The organism is Paraburkholderia diazotrophica, assembly GCF_038900755.1.
GTDB classification, from domain to species: domain Bacteria; phylum Pseudomonadota; class Gammaproteobacteria; order Burkholderiales; family Burkholderiaceae; genus Paraburkholderia; species Paraburkholderia diazotrophica_A.
In genome coordinates this window covers 105,367-123,865 of record NZ_JBBPEN010000014.1, presented here as the reverse complement: position 1 = coordinate 123,865, position 18,499 = coordinate 105,367, and the positions used below count along the sequence as shown (strand labels likewise).

At 64.6% G+C, this 18,499-nt stretch carries 16 protein-coding genes; 13 read left to right on the top strand and 3 right to left on the bottom strand.

Annotation, left to right across the window (positions count from 1 at the left end; translation table 11 throughout):
* The 6 genes from AABE10_RS31165 to AABE10_RS31140 form a co-directional block, all read left to right on the top strand.
* A partial coding sequence (locus tag AABE10_RS31165; protein WP_342936996.1) for a DUF3443 domain-containing protein occupies positions 1–1,144 on the top strand: 1,144 nt, incomplete at its 5' end.
* Between the two features lie 220 nt (positions 1,145–1,364).
* Entirely contained in the window at positions 1,365–2,573 is a 1,209-nt protein-coding gene (gene flhB, locus AABE10_RS31160) for a flagellar biosynthesis protein FlhB (protein WP_342936995.1), read from the top strand.
* Complete coding sequence (gene flhA, locus AABE10_RS31155) at positions 2,570–4,672, top strand: flagellar biosynthesis protein FlhA (RefSeq protein WP_342936994.1); 2,103 nt, start codon at positions 2,570–2,572, stop codon at positions 4,670–4,672. Before flhB ends, flhA begins: the two co-directional genes overlap by 4 nt.
* 386 nt (positions 4,673–5,058) lie before the next feature.
* Positions 5,059–6,960: a flagellar biosynthesis protein FlhF gene (gene flhF, locus AABE10_RS31150; protein ID WP_342936993.1), complete on the top strand. Its 1,902-nt coding sequence runs from the start codon at positions 5,059–5,061 to the stop codon at positions 6,958–6,960.
* Positions 6,953–7,822, top strand: a complete 870-nt coding sequence (locus AABE10_RS31145; RefSeq protein ID WP_342936992.1) for a MinD/ParA family ATP-binding protein — start codon at positions 6,953–6,955, stop codon at positions 7,820–7,822. Before flhF ends, AABE10_RS31145 begins: the two co-directional genes overlap by 8 nt.
* Before the next feature lie 25 nt (positions 7,823–7,847).
* Positions 7,848–8,582: an RNA polymerase sigma factor FliA gene (locus tag AABE10_RS31140; RefSeq protein WP_342936991.1), complete on the top strand. Its 735-nt coding sequence runs from the start codon at positions 7,848–7,850 to the stop codon at positions 8,580–8,582.
* A 1,611-nt stretch (positions 8,583–10,193) separates the two neighbouring features.
* On the opposite strand, the gene AABE10_RS31135 is transcribed toward AABE10_RS31140, so the two are convergent.
* The 3 genes from AABE10_RS31135 to flgA all read right to left on the bottom strand — a co-directional run bounded on the left by AABE10_RS31135 (position 10,194) and on the right by flgA (position 12,541).
* Positions 10,194–10,643, bottom strand: coding sequence for a flagellar protein FlgN (locus AABE10_RS31135; RefSeq protein WP_342936990.1), 450 nt, complete (start codon positions 10,641–10,643; stop codon positions 10,194–10,196).
* A gap of 96 nt (positions 10,644–10,739) precedes the next feature.
* Positions 10,740–11,090: a flagellar biosynthesis anti-sigma factor FlgM gene (gene flgM / locus AABE10_RS31130; protein ID WP_342936989.1), complete on the bottom strand. Its 351-nt coding sequence runs from the start codon at positions 11,088–11,090 to the stop codon at positions 10,740–10,742.
* 107 nt (positions 11,091–11,197) lie between these two features.
* On the bottom strand, positions 11,198–12,541 hold the full coding sequence (flgA, locus tag AABE10_RS31125) for a flagellar basal body P-ring formation chaperone FlgA (RefSeq protein ID WP_342936988.1): 1,344 nt from the start codon (positions 12,539–12,541) through the stop codon (positions 11,198–11,200).
* Between the two features lie 238 nt (positions 12,542–12,779).
* Here flgA and AABE10_RS31120 point away from each other — a divergent pair, with 238 nt between their 5' ends.
* The 7 genes from AABE10_RS31120 to flgH all read left to right on the top strand — a co-directional run bounded on the left by AABE10_RS31120 (position 12,780) and on the right by flgH (position 18,497).
* Positions 12,780–13,271: a flagellar basal body rod protein FlgB gene (locus AABE10_RS31120; RefSeq protein WP_342936987.1), complete on the top strand. Its 492-nt coding sequence runs from the start codon at positions 12,780–12,782 to the stop codon at positions 13,269–13,271.
* 108 nt (positions 13,272–13,379) lie between these two features.
* Positions 13,380–13,805 (top strand): flagellar basal body rod protein FlgC, encoded by a 426-nt coding sequence (gene flgC / locus AABE10_RS31115; RefSeq protein ID WP_087736305.1) that lies wholly within the window; start codon positions 13,380–13,382, stop codon positions 13,803–13,805.
* An 11-nt stretch (positions 13,806–13,816) separates the two neighbouring features.
* Complete coding sequence (locus tag AABE10_RS31110; RefSeq protein WP_342936986.1) at positions 13,817–14,530, top strand: flagellar hook assembly protein FlgD; 714 nt, start codon at positions 13,817–13,819, stop codon at positions 14,528–14,530.
* Between the two features lie 33 nt (positions 14,531–14,563).
* A complete protein-coding gene (locus AABE10_RS31105; protein ID WP_342936985.1) occupies positions 14,564–16,063 on the top strand; it encodes a flagellar hook-basal body complex protein in 1,500 nt (499 codons plus the stop codon).
* A gap of 21 nt (positions 16,064–16,084) precedes the next feature.
* A complete protein-coding gene (gene flgF, locus AABE10_RS31100; protein WP_342936984.1) occupies positions 16,085–16,843 on the top strand; it encodes a flagellar basal-body rod protein FlgF in 759 nt (252 codons plus the stop codon).
* Positions 16,844–16,951: 108 nt separating this feature from the next.
* Entirely contained in the window at positions 16,952–17,740 is a 789-nt protein-coding gene (gene flgG / locus AABE10_RS31095) for a flagellar basal-body rod protein FlgG (protein ID WP_342936983.1), read from the top strand.
* A 46-nt stretch (positions 17,741–17,786) separates the two neighbouring features.
* Positions 17,787–18,497: a flagellar basal body L-ring protein FlgH gene (flgH, locus tag AABE10_RS31090; protein ID WP_428983416.1), complete on the top strand. Its 711-nt coding sequence runs from the start codon at positions 17,787–17,789 to the stop codon at positions 18,495–18,497.
* Positions 18,498–18,499 lie beyond the last annotated feature (2 nt).

The following is an 18,499-nucleotide window of genomic DNA, read 5'->3' as shown; positions in this document are numbered from 1 at the left end:
CAACAACAATGGACCCAGCCAGCAGCCGATTGCCGCCAACGCGCCGAACACCGCAGCCGTGACGGTGGATCGGGGCGTCGCGAACCTGATCAACATACCGACGGTCAGTGTGACCATCTGCCAGCCGGGCACCACCAACTGCACGGTCGTCGATCATGTGCTGCTGGACACGGGCTCGTTCGGCGTGCGGATCGTCAACTCCGCGCTCGGCTCGCTCTCGGGCGCGCTGCAGCCCCAGCAGGCGACGGCGGGCGGCCAGCTCGCCGAGTGCACGCACTTCGCGGACGGCTTCACGTGGGGTACGACGCGCCTGGCGACCGTGCAGATCAGCGGCGAGGTGGCGAGCAATATTCCGATCCAGGTGATCGGCGATTTGCCCGATTCGACGATCCCCTCGGGCGGCTGCGTGAACGGCGCGGCCGAGAACACCGCCCAGACGCTCGGCGCGAACGGCATCATAGGCATCGGCGTGGCGCCCTTCGATTGCGGAACGTTCTGCGCGAATCCGGCCACCGTGGCGCAATCCAGTAACTACTATGCGTGCAACGGCACGAACTGCACGCGCACGCTCGCGGAACTGACAAAGCAGGTGGCCAACCCGGTGCCCAACTTCGCCGCCGACAACAATGGCGTGATCGTGCAGATGGCGCCCATCTCGGCGAGCGGGCAGGGATCGGCGACAGGAACGGTCGTGTTCGGCATCGGCACGCAGTCGAACAATGGCCAGGAACAGGGGATAACGACCTATACGACCGATGCGTCCGGCGACCTCGTCAACAGCAAGTTCAACGGCGCGACGACCAATACGTTCATGGACAGCGGCTCGAACGGCTACTTCTTCCAGGACGGTTCAATGCCGTTGTGCACCGGCAATCTGGCGTCGTTCTACTGTCCGGGCACGACGCAGCAACGCACGGTCACGCTCGTCGGCGCGAACAACGTGACGGGCAACGTGACGGTCAACGTCGCGAATACGCAGAACCTGTTGAGCGCCGGGAGCAACTTCGCGTTCAACGATCTCGGCGGGCAGGTTGGCTCGTTGAGCGCGTTCGATCTGGGCTTGCCGTTCTTCTTCGGCCGTCACGTCTACTACGGGATGGACAAGCGCGCGTCGGGCGGGCAGGCGCCGTTCGTCGCGTTCTGATGTCGTGATCGCGTGCCGGCCCGCACCTTCGCGGGCCGGCGCATCCGATGGAGGCGGCGTTCCTCCGCTTCCGGATGCCTCGCCGGCGCATGTTCGTGCCGCCCCATCGTTTGAAATACCCCCCTTTCCCCACCTTTATCCGCCAATCGGCGCTCGACTTCTGCGGGAATAATCGCTCTGACTGAAAAAGGGCATGGTGCCCTTGCAGCCGGAGAGCACGTTGGCAGAGGATAGCGACCTCGAAAAAACCGAATCAGCCACCCCCCGGCGCCTCGACAAGGCGCGGGAGGAAGGGCAGGTCGCGCGTTCGCGGGAGCTGGCGACGTTCGCGCTCGTCGCGGCCGGCTTTCTCGGCGCGTGGAGCATGTCGGGCATGATCGGCGACCACGTGCAGACGATGCTGCGCGCGGCCTTCACGTTCAATCACGAAACCGTCTTCGATACGAAGCGCACGCTGTCCGATGCGGGCGCCGTCGCGCGCGAAGGCTTTTACGTGCTGCTGCCGCTGCTCGTGCTGACGGGCCTCGCCGCGCTGCTCGCGCCGATGGCGCTCGGCGGCTGGCTGCTGTCGACCAAATCGCTGTCGCCGAATTTCGGGCGTCTGAATCCCGTCGCGGGCCTTGGCCGCATCTTTTCGATCAACGGGTCGATCCAGCTCGGCATGTCGCTCGCGAAGATCATCGTCGTCGGGCTGATCGGCGGACTGGCGATCTGGCACAAGCGCGACGACATCCTCGCGCTCGCGACGCAGCCGCTGCACATCGCGCTGTCGAACGCGGGCCATCTGGTCGCCGTGTGCTGCGCGATGACGGTCGCGGGAATGTTCGTGATCGCCGCGCTCGACGTGCCGTATCAGCTGTGGAACTTCCACAAGAAGATGCGCATGACGAAGGAAGAGGTGAAGCGCGAGCATCGCGAGAGCGAGGGCGATCCGCACGTGAAGGCGCGCATCCGTTCGCAGCAGCGCGCGATGGCCCGCCGCCGGATGATGGCGAACGTGCCGAAGGCCGACGTCGTCGTGACGAACCCGACGCACTTCGCCGTCGCGCTGCAATACACGGATGGCGAAATGGGCGCGCCGAAGGTCGTCGCGAAGGGCGTGAACCTCGTGGCCGCGCGCATCCGCGAGCTGGCGACGGAGCACAACATTCCGCTGCTCGAAGCGCCGCCGCTTGCGCGCGCGCTCTATCACAACGTCGAACTGAATCGCGAGATTCCGGGCGCGCTGTACGGCGCCGTCGCGGAAGTGCTCGCATGGGTCTATCAACTGCGCCGCTTCAAGGAAGACGGCGGCGTCGCGCCCGTCGCGCCGACGGAGCTCGACGTTCCGCCGGAACTGGACAAGGGCGGCGTGCCGGACGACGAAGCGGACCAGGAAGCTGCCGACGCGCTCGGTGGCGACAATCAAGGTAACGGAGCATCAGAATGAACGCCCGCGCGGGTTTCCTTTCACGACGGCCGGAAGCGCTGAACGGCACCAATCTGCGGGCAATGGCGGGCCCGCTTCTGATCTGCATGATCCTCGGCATGATGATTCTGCCGTTGCCGCCGTTCCTGCTCGATCTGCTGTTCACGTTCAACATCGCGCTTTCCGTGATGGTGCTGCTCGTCAGCATGTACACGATGAAGCCGCTCGACTTTGCGGCGTTCCCGAGCGTGCTGCTGTTCTCGACGCTGCTGCGGCTGTCGCTGAACGTCGCGTCGACGCGTATCGTGCTGCTCGAAGGTCACACGGGCCCCGGCGCAGCGGGCGCGGTGATCGAGGCGTTCGGTCACTTCCTCGTCGGCGGCAACTTCGCGGTCGGCATCGTCGTGTTCGTCATTCTGATGGTCATCAACTTCATGGTGATCACGAAGGGCGCGGGGCGCATCGCGGAAGTGTCCGCGCGCTTCACGCTCGACGCGATGCCCGGCAAGCAGATGTCGATCGACGCCGACCTGAACGCCGGCATGATCAACGAGGACCAGGCGCGCAAGCGCCGGATGGAAGTCGCGCAGGAAGCCGAGTTCTACGGCTCGATGGACGGCGCGAGCAAATTCGTGCGCGGCGATGCGATCGCCGGCCTGCTGATCATGGTGATCAACGTCATCGGCGGGCTGATCGTCGGCATCGTCCAGCACGGCATGGACTTCGGCGACGCGGGCAAGACCTACACGCTGCTCACGATCGGCGACGGCCTCGTTGCGCAGATTCCATCGCTCGTCATTTCGACGGCGGCGGGCGTAATCGTGTCGCGCGTCGCGACCGACGAAGACATCGGCACGCAGCTTACGGGCCAGCTCTTCACGAACCCGCGCGTGCTGATGATCACGGGTTCGATCCTCGTGTTGATGGGGCTGATCCCCGGCATGCCGCACTTCGCGTTTCTGTTGCTGGGCGGCGGCGCGATCCAGCTCGGCCGCATGATGAAAAAGCGCGCCGCGCAGAGCAAAACGGCGGCCGCGCTCGTCGATGTCGTGCCGCAGGCGCTCGCGCCGACGGAAGCGGCGGAAGCAAGCTGGGACGACGTGACGATGATCGACGCGCTCGGCCTCGAGGTCGGCTACCGGCTGATCCCGCTCGTCGACAAGAACTCCGACGGCGAACTGCTCAAGCGCATCAAGAACATCCGCAAGAAGTTCGCGCAGGAAATCGGCTTCCTGCCGCCCGTCATTCATATCCGCGACAACCTGGAGCTGCGTCCGAACGGCTACCGGATCGCGCTGAAGGGCGTCGAAGTGGGTGTCGGCGAGGCGTATCCGGGCCAGTGGCTCGCGATCAATCCCGGCCAGGTCACGGCCGCGCTGCCCGGCACGCCGACCCAGGACCCGGCGTTCGGCTTGCCCGCGATCTGGATCGACACGAACCTGCGCGAACAGGCGCAGGTGTACGGCTACACGGTGGTCGATTCGAGCACGGTCGTCGCGACTCACCTGAATCACCTCGTCGTTACGCACGCGGCGGAACTGCTCGGCCGCCAGGAAGTGCAGGCGCTGATCGAGCGGATGCAGAAGGACGCGGCGCCCCTCGTCGACGATGTGGTGCCGAAGGTGATCCCCGTCGCGACGCTGCAAAAGGTGCTGCAGAACCTGCTGGAAGAAGGCGTGCCGATCCGCGACATGCGCACGATCCTCGAAGCGCTGTCCGAGCACGCGCCGAAGTTCACCGATCCGCACGATCTCACGGCGGCCGTGCGTCTCGCGCTGGGCCGCGCGATCACGCAGCAGTGGTTCCCCGGCAATGGCGACATCCAGGTGATGGGACTCGACGCGCATCTGGAGCGGCTTTTGAGCCAGGCGCTCAATACGGGCGCAAACCCCGGGCTCGAACCGGGTCTCGCGAACACGCTGCTGATGGAAACGCAAAAGGCGATGACGCGTCAGCAGAACATCGGTCTCGCACCCGTGCTGCTCGTCCAGCATTCGCTGCGCGCGATGCTCGCGCGCTTCCTCCGACGCAGCCTGCCGCAGTTGAAGGTGCTGTCGTACGCGGAAGTGCCCGATACGCGGCACGTGCGGGTCGTCAACGTGATCGGTGCGCAAGGATGAGCCTGAGCGCGTTCGCGTGCGTTCCATACGGCCCGTTCGCGGCACTTCGCGATGATCGCGACCATCGCCACGCACGCTAGGGCATTTCTCGCCGCTGCCTCGCGGACACGCCCTTCCGGACCGAACGCCGGCCTTTTTGGCTTGACGGGCGCGGCGCCTTGATACGCAAGGCTTCGCGCTCGTTGACGTTGATCAGCCGTGCACATTGCCGATGGGATCGGCCGGTTTCGATGATCGTTCCCGGCGTCCACAGCGGGCGCCGAATGCGTGAATTGCCAGCGTTTCACCGTCTTTATTGCCCGATGGGCGGTGGACGTCTTTCGCAATAATTCATCTCATCGGGAAACGGTATATCGCCGGTCCGCGCTGCTCATCGGAGAACCAGCTTGAACATTCGTAAATTTGTCGGTGCAACGAGTCGTGACGCGCTGCGTCTCGTCCGCGAGGCATTGGGCTCCGATGCAGTCGTATTGTCGAATCGCACGAATGAAGATGGGACCGTCGAGATCGTCGCGGTCGCCGACCGTGATCTGAACGCGATCGCGCCGCGCGCCCATGAAAGCGCCGCGACGACCACGACGGGCACAAGCGCGTCGGCAGGCACGGCGCTGATCGCCGGTCCCGCAACGAACGCAGGCGCCGCCACGCGCGCGCCGATGCCGTCGATGCCCGTCAATCCATACGCGAGCGGAATGCCCGACGTGTTCTCGTCGGTGTTCGGCGCGAGCCCGGAAGCGGGCACCGAGCGCATGCCAGCCGCAAGCGAAGAGAAGGCCGGGCCGCAAGGCACGACGATCGCCGCCGGCGAAAGCCCGGCAAGCGACAGCAAGCCGATGGGCGCATCGAATGCTGCGCGCGCAACCGATGACGTGCGCGTGGAACTGCGCCAGGATGCATCGGCTGCGCCTTCCGTGGCGAGCAAGCCCGCGATGCCGGAAGTGCCGGCCCGTCCGCGCACGATGGCCGAAACGAATCCGTGGCTGATCGATCACGCGCGCCGCATCGCGGCCAAGGACGTGGTCCCCGCCGCCAATCCGACGATGACGCCCGCCGCCGCAATCGCGCGCGGCCTGGGCACGCCCGTCGATCCGCGCGAGCCGGCCGTCAACGAAGGGGCGACGCCCGACTGGGCGCGCGAAGCCGCGCAACTGGCCGCGCGCCGCGCATCGCAGAAGAACACGCCCGCTGCGTACGAAGTCGCAGGCGACATCACACACGCTGCCGACGCACGCCGGAACGCAGCCGCCGAGATCACGCCGAAGTCGGCCGCCGAGCTGATGGAGTCGGTGAAATCGCGTATCGAGCAGATGGTCAACGAGACCGTGATGAACGAACTCACGTCGATGCGCGGCATGATGGAAGAGCAGTTTGCGGGCTTGCAGTGGGCCGATCGCCAGCGACGCAGCCCGACGCATGCGGCGTTGACGAAGCACCTGTTCGCGGCCGGTTTCTCCGCGCAGCTCGTGAAGATGGTGATTGACAATCTGCCCGGCGTCGAAAGCATGGACGAGGGCCTCGATTGGGTGAGGACGGTGCTCGAATCGAACGTGCCCGTGATGGAGAACGAAGACGCGTTGATGGAGCGCGGCGGCGTGTTCGCGTTGATGGGCCCGACGGGCGTCGGCAAGACCACGACGACGGCGAAGCTCGCGGCGCGCTGCGTGATGCGCTTTGGCGCGAGCAAGGTTGCGCTGCTTACGACCGACAGTTACCGGATCGGCGGCCACGAGCAACTGCGCATCTTCGGCAAGATCCTGGGCGTGTCGGTGCATGCAGTGAAGGACAGCGCCGACCTTCAGCTCGCGCTTTCCGAGCTGCGCAACAAACACATCGTGCTGATCGACACGATCGGCATGAGCCAGCGCGACCGGCTCGTCTCCGATCAGATCGCGATGCTGTGCCGCGCCGGCCAGCCCGTCCAGCGCCTGCTGCTGCTGAACGCGACGAGCCACGGCGACACGCTGAACGAAGTCGTGCAGGCCTACCAGAACGCGCCGGACCAGCAGCCGCTCGCCGGCTGCATCCTGACCAAGCTCGACGAAGCGACGAATCTCGGCGCGGTGCTCGATACGGTGATCCGCTACAAGCTGTCCGTGCACTACGTGTCGACGGGACAGAAGGTGCCCGAGAACCTGTACGTCGCGACAAGGAAATTCCTCATCAAGAGCGCTTTCTGCATTCCGCGTGACAACTCGCCGTTCGTCCCGCAGGACGAGGACGTGCCGGCGCTGCTGTCGGCGCTGTCGGCCCGTTCGACCGCCGATCTGCATGAGGTTCGCTTTGGATAAGTTTGTGCAGGATCAGGCAGAAGGACTGCGGCGGCTGCTCGCGCGCGCCGGCTCGCGAGTCGTTGCGGTAGCGGGCGGCACGCGCGGCGTCGGCGCGACGACGACGGTGGTGAATCTCGCCGCGGCGCTCGCGGAGCAGGGCAAGGACGTGCTGGTGATCGACGAATGTCTGGGCGAGCGCTCGGTGAGCGCGACGCTCGGCGGCGTGCGCGGCGCGGGCAATTTCTCCGCGGTGATGCGCGGCGAGATGTCCGTCGAAGAAGCGGCGGGACGGCATGCGCTCGGTTTTGCGGTGCTGGCTGCGTCGCGCGGCAATTGCGAGAGCTGCACGAAGGAGCAACTGGGCGTGGTGCTGAGCGGATCGGCCGATGTCGTGCTGATCGATGCGCAGGTGGACCGCGAGGGCGCGTTGTCGGCGCTCGCGAGGCAGTCGCATGACGTGATGGTCGTCACGCGCGTCGCGGCGCAGGCGATCACCGATGCGTACGCGTGCATGAAGCGTCTGCACTTCTCGCATGCGATTGCGCAGTTTCGCGTGCTGATGAATCACGTGCAGAGCATCGCCGATGCGCATGTCGCGTTTGAAAACCTGGCGGGCGTGGCGGGGCGCTACCTCGCCGTATCGCTGGAAGAGGCGGGCTGCGTCTCATCCGAGCCTTTGATGGCGAGAGCCATCGAGTTGTCACGCTGCGTCGTCGATGCGTTCCCATCGGCACCTGCTGCGCGCGACTTTCGACATATCGCAGCCGAACTGCAGTACTGGCCGATGCGGCCAGCGATTTCGTCACGGGCGCACAGTGTGCCGCCGGCGGCGGTGACATCGGCGCAATTCGCCGATCAACCGTCCGCGCAGCACGCCTGAAGGCGGCAAGAACAAGGGGAGCACGATGTACAACGCTCAAGGAAAGATTTCGCAGGCCGACGTTTTGACGAAATACGCGCCGCTGGTGCGCCGTCTCGGCTTGCAGCTCGTCGCGAAGATGCCGGCAAGCGTGGACCTCGACGATTTGATCCAGGCGGGCATGATTGGCCTGCTGGATGCAGCGAGCCGCTACAAGGAAGACCAGGGCGCGCAGTTCGAGACGTATGCGAGCCAGCGGATTCGCGGCGCGATGCTCGACGAGCTGCGCAGCAACGACTGGCTGCCGCGCAGCTTGCGCCGCACGTCGCGAGAGGTCGAGACGGCGGTGCACAAGGTCGAGCAGTCGCTGGGCCGGTCGGCGAGCGAGGCGGAGATTGCCGAGCATCTGAAGATGCCGCTCGAAGAGTATCAGTCGATGCTGCAGGATCTGCACGGCAGCCAGCTGATCTATTACGAGGACTTCGATCGTTCAGCGGACGATGAGCCGTTTCTTGACCGCTATTGCGTCGACCACTCCGATCCACTGTCGGCGTTGCTCGACGAGAGCTTGCGCGGCGCGCTGGTCGAGGCGATCGACAGGTTGCCGGAGCGCGAGAAACTGCTGATGTCGCTTTACTATGAGCGCGGGTTGAATCTGCGCGAAATCGGCGCGGTGATGGAGGTCAGCGAGTCGCGGGTGTGTCAGTTGCATTCGCAGGCCGTTGCGAGGTTGCGGACTCGCTTGCGGGAGCAGGCCTGGGCTTCGGCGGAGACTAGCTGATTTTTTGTTGTTTTTGCCCTGCGGGCGGCTTGTTCTTTCTTTCTGCTAGAGCCGGTCTTTTTTAAGGTCGGCTTTTTTGCTTTTTCTTTTGTCTGCGACGCTGCTTTGGCTTTTTTAGCGTGCCGCTGGCATTCGCGGTTGCCTGGATCTTTTAGCGTGCCGCTGGCATCCGCTTTAGCGCCTCGCGGCGCGGGCGTTGCCCCTGTGCGGGGCGGCACCTACTTTTCTTTGCCGCCGCAAAGAAAAGTAGGCAAAAGAAAGCGGGCTAACACCGTCCGCGCTTGCCCCTTACCCACGGGCTCTCAACGTCCCCATCCTTCAACCGGCAGCACCATGGCTGATGTTAGTTGCCAACGCACTCCTTAAGCGCCTCACCCGCTTCACACACGTGTGGCACGACTAAAGATATCGAATGCTTAAGCGCCGCATGTCGGTAGTGAATGAGGTTGCCGTGTCGTACAGGGCAACGCCCGCACCTAATTTTTGTTGTTCTTGCCCTATGGGCGGCTTGTTCTTTCTTTCTGCTAGAGCCGATCTTTTTTAAGGTCGGCTTTTTTGTTTTTTCTTTTGTCTGCGACGCTGCTTGGGTTCTTTTAGCATGCCGCTCGCATTTGCGGTTGCCTGGATCTTTTAGCGTGCCGCTGGCGTCCGCTTAGCGCCTCGCGGCGCAAGCGTTGCCCCTGTGCGGGGCGGCACTCACTTTCTTTGCCGCCGCAAAGAAAGTAAGCAAAGAAAGCGGGCTAACACCGCCCGCGCTTGCCCCTACCCACGGGCTCTCAACGTCCCCATCCTTCAACCGGCAGCACCATGGCTGATGTTAGTTGCCAACGCACTCCTTAAACGCCTCACCCGCTTCACACACGTGTGGCATCGCTAAGGGCATCGAATGCTTAAGCGCCGCATGTCGGTAGTGAATGAGGTTGCCGTGTCGTACAGGGCAACGTCCGCACTCAAGCCGCATCGCGTAGCGAGGGTTTCCTGTGCGGCGCGAATGCCCACACACAGTTTGCCGCAAAGGGACCGGGGATATTCGATGCCGCGGGACGCAACGCGGGTGCATGAAGTGCATCAGGCGTTTGATCAACGCGTTGGCAGCGAGCATAAGGTAGTACGCTGCCGTGTGAAGCGTGGGGACGTTGAGAGCCCGTGGGTAATACAGAGCACTGGCGGTGTGAGCGGCTTTCTTCTGCCTACTCTTCTTTGCCGCGGCAAAGAAGAGTAGGTGCCGCCCCGCACAGGGGCAACGCCCGCGCCGCGAGGCGCGATCGCGGATGCCAGCGCAAAGGCAAAAAGCCAAAACAAGAGCCGTTGCAAACAAGAGCAAGTGCCCGCCCCGCACAGGGGCAACGCCCGCGCCGCGAGGCGCGATCGCGGATGCCAGCGCAAAGGCAAAAAGCCAAAACAAGAGCCGTTGCAAACAAGAGCAAGTGCCCGCCCCGCACAGAGGCAACGCCCGCGCCGCGAGGCGCAATCGCGGATGCCGGCGGCAAGCTGCACAGACCAAAAAAAGCAGTCGCAGACAAAAGCAAAAAACAAAACCGGCACCCAAAGGCACCGGTCTAATAAGAGGGCAGAGAAGGGGATAAAAAGGGGACAACCCTTTAAACCAGATCAAACACCCGCAAACGCCGGAACCCGCCCATCCGGCCCATACAGCGCGCCGCGCTCCGGCCCAACAGCCACATTCAAAGCAGCCAGTGCCCGCCGGTTATATTCCATGCGAGTCCGGATCAGCGCGCCGTTAGTCGTGTTGAACCGCTTGGCGCGTTCAACAGCCTTCTGCAGCAAAGACCACTGCGTAGCAAGCCGCGAATCGTTGGCGACAGCCATCTCCATGCCCTTCCATCCCGTCGGATAGCCAAGCTGCACGAGTTGCGAATCGCGGACCTTCTCGAGCGTCGAGAGCCTCTCCACCAGCTCCATCTTCTTTTCGACGATCGGCGGCAGCGTCTCGATGGGATGCACCGTGGTCAGCGCCTTTTCCTCGGCGGCGAGGACGGAGGCAAACAGCTCCACAGCGGAATATTCGTCGATGACTGTGGCAAGCAGGGCGTCTTTCATCACTAACAACTCGCTAGGCAGCGGCTCGCGCCGCGCGCAAAACCGGATTGGTCACTCGTGCCGCCCGGCGCCCGGCGCACCGCATCGGTACGCCGGTCAGTTGCCGGCCGACTGGCTCTTCTGTTGCAGCAGTTCGCGCGCCGTCGCCAGCACGCCATCGGCGATCTTGCCGGAGTCGATCGTCAACGTGCCGTCCTTGATCGCCTGCTTGATCGATTCGACATGCGCCGTATCGATGTCCGATGTGCCCGCGCTCGCGAGGCTCTGCAGACGCGACGACAGTCCCGACAGATTCACATTGGCGTCGCCCGACGCGCCCGTGGCCGTCGATGCGCTCGACGTCGCCGTGCTCGCGCCGCCCGTCGCGGCGGCATCGCCTTGCTGCGTGCGCTGCAGCCCGTCTTTCAACGTCTGCAAGCCAGATTGGGTAGTGGAATCAACTTTCACGATTGGCTTCCTGAACGATTTGAACGTGATATCGGCATTCAAACCGTCGAACTTTAGCGCAATCGATCGGACACGTTTTTCAAGTTGTAACCGCGCGCGGCGCGTCGTCAGAGCTGGATTTCGACGGTTCCGCCGTCCTTCACGATGCCCTGCACGATCTGCCCGCTCGCCATCTTCACCTTCACCGGCTGGCCCGGCGACGCATTGTTCATCACGCTGCCTTCCGCCGAAATCGAAAAGCCCTGGCCCTGCGCGACCACTTTGACCGACTGGCCGATCGTCACCGACTCGGCGCTCTTCAGCATGTCCCGGCGCAACGGCAAGCCCGCCGACACGCGCATCAGCGCGACCGAGCCGACCGCCTGCGCGGGATCGGTGATCACGGCTTGCGGCAGCAGCGTCAGATCGCCGTCGCGAGCGACGAGATCGGCGGTCGTCAGCAGTTCGCCCGGGCCGATCGCACGCGACGCCAGATAGTAAGTCGCGTGCACCGACACCTTCGCCTGCAGATAAAGCGTCCACGGACGCTCGCCCGCGCAGCGCACGCCGACCGTCGTTCGGCCCCACAGGCGCGCGCCCGTCGGCATGAACGGTTCGAGCGTGGTGCACGCCGCAAGACCGCGCGGAAACACCGTCGCCACGCTGATTTCGACCTTGCCCGGCAATCCCGCCGACTGCTGTTGAAGAAAGGCGAGCGCGGCCCGGCGGATCGATTCGCCGTCCTGCTGTCCAGCGGGAACGGGCGCTGCCGCCTGAGCCTGAGCCTGAACTTGCGCTTGGGGCTGAGCTTGCGCCTGCGCTGCGACGGCCGGCGCGGACGCAGCCGCATTATTGCGCGCGATGCCGCCGCGCGGCCGCGCGGCTGTGGCATTCGGGAATGCATTGCCAGCGGGCGGATTCACGGCGATCGGTTGCACGCCCCCGGCCTGACGCGCTGCGGGCTGGGCCGGCGCAACCACGACGGGCATCACCTGACGCGAGGCCGGTTGCAGGCTCACGCGCATCATGCCGGGCGCGTTTGCCGCGACGGCGGGTTCCCGCTGAGTCGCGGCTTCGGCCGCGCCGGGGATCACGATCGCGCCATCGGCGTGCGCGGCTTGCGCGAAGCGGTCAGCATCGTTGCGAGGATTCGGGCCGAGCATGGGTGGCACAACGGCGGCCGCAGTCACGGCAGCCACACCGGGCGCGGCAACGGCAGGCGCAGGCATCGCGGCAACACCGGACGCAGTGCCACGCGGTGCGGATGCATTCATGCGCGCGGCCATCGCTTGCAGTTCAGCGGGATTCTTCTCTGCCGGCCCGGCGATCGCGATCGGACCGCCGTTCTCCTGCGCCTGCGCATGCGAGGCAAAGACACATGCGCCGATCAGCACCATCGCCGACAGCGCGCGGACAGCACGGGCCCCCGCGCGGCGAGCGTGGCGCGAAGCGTTGGCGGCAGGCGAGGGCATGGTCGTTCTCCAATCTGATGCATCGGTACGAATCGCATTCTAGAGATAGGCCACCTCGCGGAAACGGTGAATAGAGGCATCCTTCCCCGGCTATTCGTCCGATTAAGTCTTGCGCCCCGCCCATAAGATGCACCACATGCGAAAAGGCCATCCCGGCCAGCGACGAAACGCCGGCTACGAAACAGCGCGTAACGGCGCGAGCGGACGGGAAGCCTCGGACCGTTCAACGGAGAACTCAATGCTCGACAAACTCGATGCCGAATTTGCCTTTGGCCGCCAGGCGCTCGACGTGCGCGCCTATCGGCAGGAGCTGCTGTCGTCGAACGTCGCGAATGCGGACACGCCCGGCTACAAGGCGCGCGACATCGACTTCGCGTCGGCGCTCGCCGGCTCGCTGAAGAAAAGCGGCGGTACGACGGCGGGTGCGTCGAACAACACGACGCTCGCGATGGCCCAGCCGGCGGGCGTGACCCAGGGCATGTCGATGGTATCGACGGAAGCCGGCCACATGACGGGCAAGGCGCGTCTCGTCGCGACGGGCGGCCCGACCGACGACTTCGGCAAGGTCGCCTACCGCATTCCGACGCAGCCCGCGCTCGACGGCAACACCGTCGATCTCGACGCCGAGCGCGTGCAGTTCGCCGACAACTCGCTGCACTTCGAGGCGGGCATGACGGTGCTGTCGCAACAGATCAAGACGATGCTGGCGGCGATCACGTCGAACAGCTGATGTAACCGCGCTGCCGCCGGCACAAGCGGCGGCGCGCTGGATCAACGCTAAAAACCAGAACGCTACGGGATTAGACGCCGGTGCGCCGGCAAGAGAGGTCGAAAAGCCATGCCATCCCTGATGAACATTTTCAATGTCGCCGGCTCGGCGATGTCCGCGGAATCGCAGCGCCTGAACGTGACGGCGTCGAACCTCGCGAACGCCGACAGTACGACGGGCCCCGACGGCAAGCCGTACAAGGCGAAGCAGGTCGTGTTCGCCGTCAACCCCATCGGCGGCGCGCGCACGGGCTCGGGCCAGCAGATCGGCGGCGTGCAGGTGAAGGGCGTCATCGACGATCCGACGCCGATGAAAACGTCGTATGACCCCGGCAATCCGGCCGCCGACGCAAACGGTTACGTGACGCTGCCCAACGTCGACCCCGTGCAGGAAATGGTCAACATGATTTCGGCTTCGCGCTCCTATCAGGCCAACGTCGAAACGCTCAACACCGCGAAACAGCTGATGCTGAAGACGCTCACGATCGGAACCTGAGGAGAGCCTTCTTGACTACGCAAACCACTATCGGCAACAACGGCACGACGGTGTCGCAGACGTTGCTCGACACGATGAACGGCACGAACAGCGCGTCGTCGTCGAGCGGCGCTTCGAGTGCGACGTCGGGCAGCAATCTGCAGAACACGTTCCTGCAACTGCTTATCGCGCAGATGAAGAATCAGGACCCGACGAATCCGATGGACAGCTCGCAGATGACCTCGCAGCTCGCCGAGATCAACACGGTGACGGGCATCCAGCAACTGAACACGTCGCTGACGTCGCTCGCATCGCAACTGACGACGAACCAGCAGACGCAGGCCGCGAACCTCATCAGCTCGACGGTGCTCGCGCCGGGCGACAACTTCTCGGTGGCGTCGGGCAAGGCGACGGGATTCGGCGTCACGCTCGCGTCCGACGCGACGGACGTGCAGATCACGGTGAAGAACTCGGCGGGCCAGGTCGTCAACACGATCGACCTCGGCAAGCAGTCGGCGGGCACGATTCCCATTGGCTGGACGCCCGTCGACAAGAGCGGCAACGCGCTGCCCGACGGCACATACACGTTCACGGCCACCAGCACGTCGGCAAGCGGCACGGGTTCGCCCGCCACGCTGTCGGCGGCCACGGTGCAAGGGGTCATCAAGCAGACGGACGGCACGCCCGGCCTCGTCCTTTCGAACGGCAAGACGGTCGGCCTGTCGACGGTCGCCGCCATCATCTAAACGCATTCGGCATCACGGGATACGGAGACCTTCATGGGTTATCAGCAAGGGTTGAGCGGACTGGCGGGCGCATCGAGCGACCTCGACGTCATCGGCAACAACATCGCGAACGCGAACACCGTCGGCTTCAAGCAGGGCCAGGCGCAGTTCGCCGACATGTACGCGAACTCGATCGCGACGGCCGTCAACAACCAGATCGGCATCGGCACGCGCATGTCGGAAGTCGAGCAGAACTTCTCGCAAGGCACGATTTCGAGCGACGACATCGCGCTGCACGTTGCGATCAACGGCAACGGCTTCTACCAGATGTCGAACAACGGCTCGCTGACGTACTCGCGCAACGGCGTGTTCCAGCTCGACAAGAACGGCTACATCGTCAACGCCGACGGCCTCAAGCTGATGGGCTATGCGGCCAACAAGAACGGCATCATCAACACGGCGGGCACGGTGCCGTTGCAGGTGCCGACGACCAATATCGCGCCGACGGCCACGCAGACCATCACGGCGGGCCTGAACCTGAACGCGCAGGACGCGCTCGTGCTCGGCACGCCGAGCGTCACGGGCACGAACGCGAATGTCTCCAGCAACGGCGTGACCGTCACGGACGCGACGCAAGGCACGAACGCGGACACATACACGATCACGTTCGACGGCGCGGGCGGCTACACGGTCACGTCGTCGGCGGCGGGCTCGGCGCCCGTGACGGGCACGTTCAGCAGCAACTCGCCGATCAAGCTCGGCAACGGCGAAACGATCACGCTGACGGGCACGCCGACGGCGACGGATAGCATCGTCGTCAAGCCGACGGCCAAGAACTTCGATCCGAACGACAACACAACGTACAGCTACACGACTTCCGTGCCCGTCTACGATTCGCTCGGCGGCGAGCAGCAGGTCGACATGTACTTCGTGAAGACGGCGGCCGGCTCGTGGACCGTCTATGCGGGCAAGGACGGCAACGTGCCGACGACGCCGATCGGCACGATGAAATTCGATACGTCGGGCAATCTGGTCAGCACGAGCTCGGCAATGGCGAGCACGTCGAATCTCGCCTTTGCGTTCCAGATTCCGAACAACGACGGTTCGTCGACGCCGCAGAACCTCACGCTGAAGATCGGCGGCACGACGCAGTTCGGCAGCAAGGACGGCGTGAACGCGCTGACGCAGGACGGCTTCGCGGCCGGCCAGCTGACCAATTTCACGATCGGCACCGACGGCATCATCACGGGCAACTATTCGAACGGCCAGACGGCGGCGCTCGGCCAGGTCGCGCTCGCGACCTTCGCGAACCAGAACGGGCTCATCAACCTCGGCAACAACCAGTTCCAGGCGACGGCCGCTTCGGGCGTCGCTGTGGTCGCGGCGCCGGGCTCGACGAATCACGGCTCGCTGCAAGGCGGCGCAACCGAAAACTCGAACGTCGACCTGACGAGCGAGCTGGTGAACCTGATCACCGCGCAGCGCAATTACCAGGCGAACGCGCAGACGATCAAGACCCAGCAGGCCGTCGACCAGACGCTCATCAACCTGTAACGCTGACGCACCGACACCATCATGGACCGGCTCATCTACACCGCGATGTCGGGCGCGACGCAGGCGCTCGAACAGCAGTCCGTGGTCGCGAACAACCTCGCGAACACCTCGACCACGGGCTTCCGCGCGCAGCTTGCGACGTTCCGCGCCGTGCCGATGGCGTTCGGCGACGGCAGCACGATTCAGGACGACACCACGCGCACTTTCGTGCTGTCGTCGACGCCGGGCGCGGACTACACGCCCGGCCCGATCCAGCAGACGGGCAACCCGCTCGACGTCGCCGTCCAGGGACCGGGCTGGCTGTCCGTGCTGACGCCGGACGGATCGGAAGCGTACACGCGCGCGGGCAACCTGCACGTCGACGAAAACGGCCAGCTCGTGACGGCCAGCAACATGCCCGTCGTGGGCGGCGGCGGCCCGCTGTCGGTGCCGCCCGGCTCGCAGGTGACGATCGGCCGCGACGGCACGATATCGGCGCTGATTCCGGGCGATCCGCCGACGTCGATTGCCATCGTCGATCAGCTGAAACTGGTGAACCCCGATCCCGCTTCGCTCACGCGCGGCGACGACGGACTGTTCCGCACCGCTGACGGCAATCCGGCGGAAGCCGATCCGAACGTCGTGGTCGCGGCGGGGGCGCTCGAGGGCAGCAACGTGAATCCGGTGGCGGCGATGGTCTCGATGATCACCAACGCGCGCCAGTTTCAGATGCAGACCAAGATGATCGAGTCCGCCGACCAGAACGAACAGTCGGCAAACAAGCTGCTCGACTTCAGCTAGGTCGATACCGATTCAACGGAACGCACGACGCTGCGTTCACAACCAGGTTGCAAGGAACGGTAGTGACGCCGACAAGGCGCTCACTCTGGTCCAAACAGGAGAAGAACAGTGAACCGCTCACTCTATATCGCCGCTACGGGCATGAACGCGCAACAGGCGCAGATGGACGTGATCTCGAACAACCTCGCGAACGTCAGCACGAATGGCTTCAAGGGCTCGCGCGCCGTGTTCGAAGACCTGCTGTATCAGACGATCCGCCAGCCCGGCGCGAACTCGACGCAGCAGACGGAACTGCCGTCGGGCATCCAGCTCGGCACGGGCGTCCAGCAGGTCGCGACCGAACGCCTGTACACGCAGGGCAACCTGCAACAGACGGGCAACTCGAAGGACGTCGCGATCAACGGCCAAGGCTTCTTCCAGGTGCTAATGCCGGACGGCACGAACGCGTACACGCGCGACGGCTCGTTCCAGACCAACGCGCAGGGCCAGCTCGTCACGTCGAGCGGCTATCAGGTGCTGCCCGCGATCACGATTCCGCAGAACGCGACCTCGCTGACCATCGGCAGCGACGGCGCCGTGTCCATCACCGTCGCGGGTTCGAGCAACACGCAGCAGATCGGCTCGCTGCAACTGGCGACCTTCATCAACCCGGTCGGCCTCGACGCGAAGGGCGAAAACCTGTTCGCCGAAACGTCGTCGTCGGGTGCGCCGAACATCACGACGCCGGGCCTGAACGGCGCGGGCACGCTGAATCAGGGCTACGTCGAAGCGTCGAATGTGAACGTCGTGCAGGAACTGGTCAACATGATCCAGACCCAGCGCGCGTATGAAATCAACAGCAAGGCCGTGACGACATCTGACCAGATGCTGCAGACGCTCGGCCAGATGCCGGTTTGAGCAGGCTGAGCTGTTGAAAGCAGGAATCAAACAGGCGGTAATCAAGATGTCGCACCTCACCCGTACCCCGGTCCTTCTGCGCAGCGCGCGGGCAGCCTCGATGCTCGCGTGCGCCGGCGCGCTCGCAGCCGCGCTCGGCGGCTGCGGGCTCGTGCCGAAGCAGCCGATCACCCAGCAGCCGATGTCGGCGCTCCCGCCGACGCCGCCTTCGCTGCAGACGCCCGGCTCGATCTACAACCCGGGGTACGCTGGCCGGCCGCTGTTCGAAGACCAGCGTCCGCGCAATGTCGGCGACATCCTGACCATCGTCATCGCCGAAAACATCAACGCGACGAAATCGTCGGGCGCCAACGCGAACCGCGATACCGCGACGAAATTCGGCGTGCCGACGTCGGGCTTTCTCGGCGGCCTGTTCGGCAAGATGAACCTCGACGCGAGCGGCAACAACGCGTTCAAGGCGCAGGGCGGCGCGAGCGCGGCGAACACGTTCAACGGCACGATCACCGTCACGGTGACGAACGTGCTGCCGAACGGCAACCTCGTCGTGAGCGGCGAAAAGCAGATGCTGATCAATCAGGGCAACGAGTTCGTGCGCTTCTCGGGCGTCGTCAATCCAAATACGATCAACGGCCTGAACGCCGTCTACTCGACCCAGGTCGCGGACGCGAAGATCGAATACTCGGCGAAGGGCTATATCGACGAAGCCGAGAACATGGGCTGGCTGCAACGCTTCTTCCTCAACGTCGCGCCGTGGTGATC

Excerpts from the sequence above, each read along its gene's own strand:
- flhA (WP_342936994.1), top strand. The coding sequence starts at position 2,570 with ATGAACGCCCGCGCGGGTTTCCTTTCACGACGGCCGGAAGCGCTGAAC.
- AABE10_RS31140 (WP_342936991.1), top strand. The coding sequence starts at position 7,848 with ATGTACAACGCTCAAGGAAAGATTTCGCAGGCCGACGTTTTGACGAAA.
- AABE10_RS31135 (WP_342936990.1), bottom strand. The coding sequence starts at position 10,643 with ATGAAAGACGCCCTGCTTGCCACAGTCATCGACGAATATTCCGCTGTG.
- flgA (WP_342936988.1), bottom strand. The coding sequence starts at position 12,541 with ATGCCCTCGCCTGCCGCCAACGCTTCGCGCCACGCTCGCCGCGCGGGG.
- AABE10_RS31120 (WP_342936987.1), top strand. The coding sequence starts at position 12,780 with ATGCTCGACAAACTCGATGCCGAATTTGCCTTTGGCCGCCAGGCGCTC.
- flgC (WP_087736305.1), top strand. The coding sequence starts at position 13,380 with ATGCCATCCCTGATGAACATTTTCAATGTCGCCGGCTCGGCGATGTCC.
- AABE10_RS31105 (WP_342936985.1), top strand. The coding sequence starts at position 14,564 with ATGGGTTATCAGCAAGGGTTGAGCGGACTGGCGGGCGCATCGAGCGAC.
- flgF (WP_342936984.1), top strand. The coding sequence starts at position 16,085 with ATGGACCGGCTCATCTACACCGCGATGTCGGGCGCGACGCAGGCGCTC.
- flgH (WP_428983416.1), top strand. The coding sequence starts at position 17,787 with ATGTCGCACCTCACCCGTACCCCGGTCCTTCTGCGCAGCGCGCGGGCA.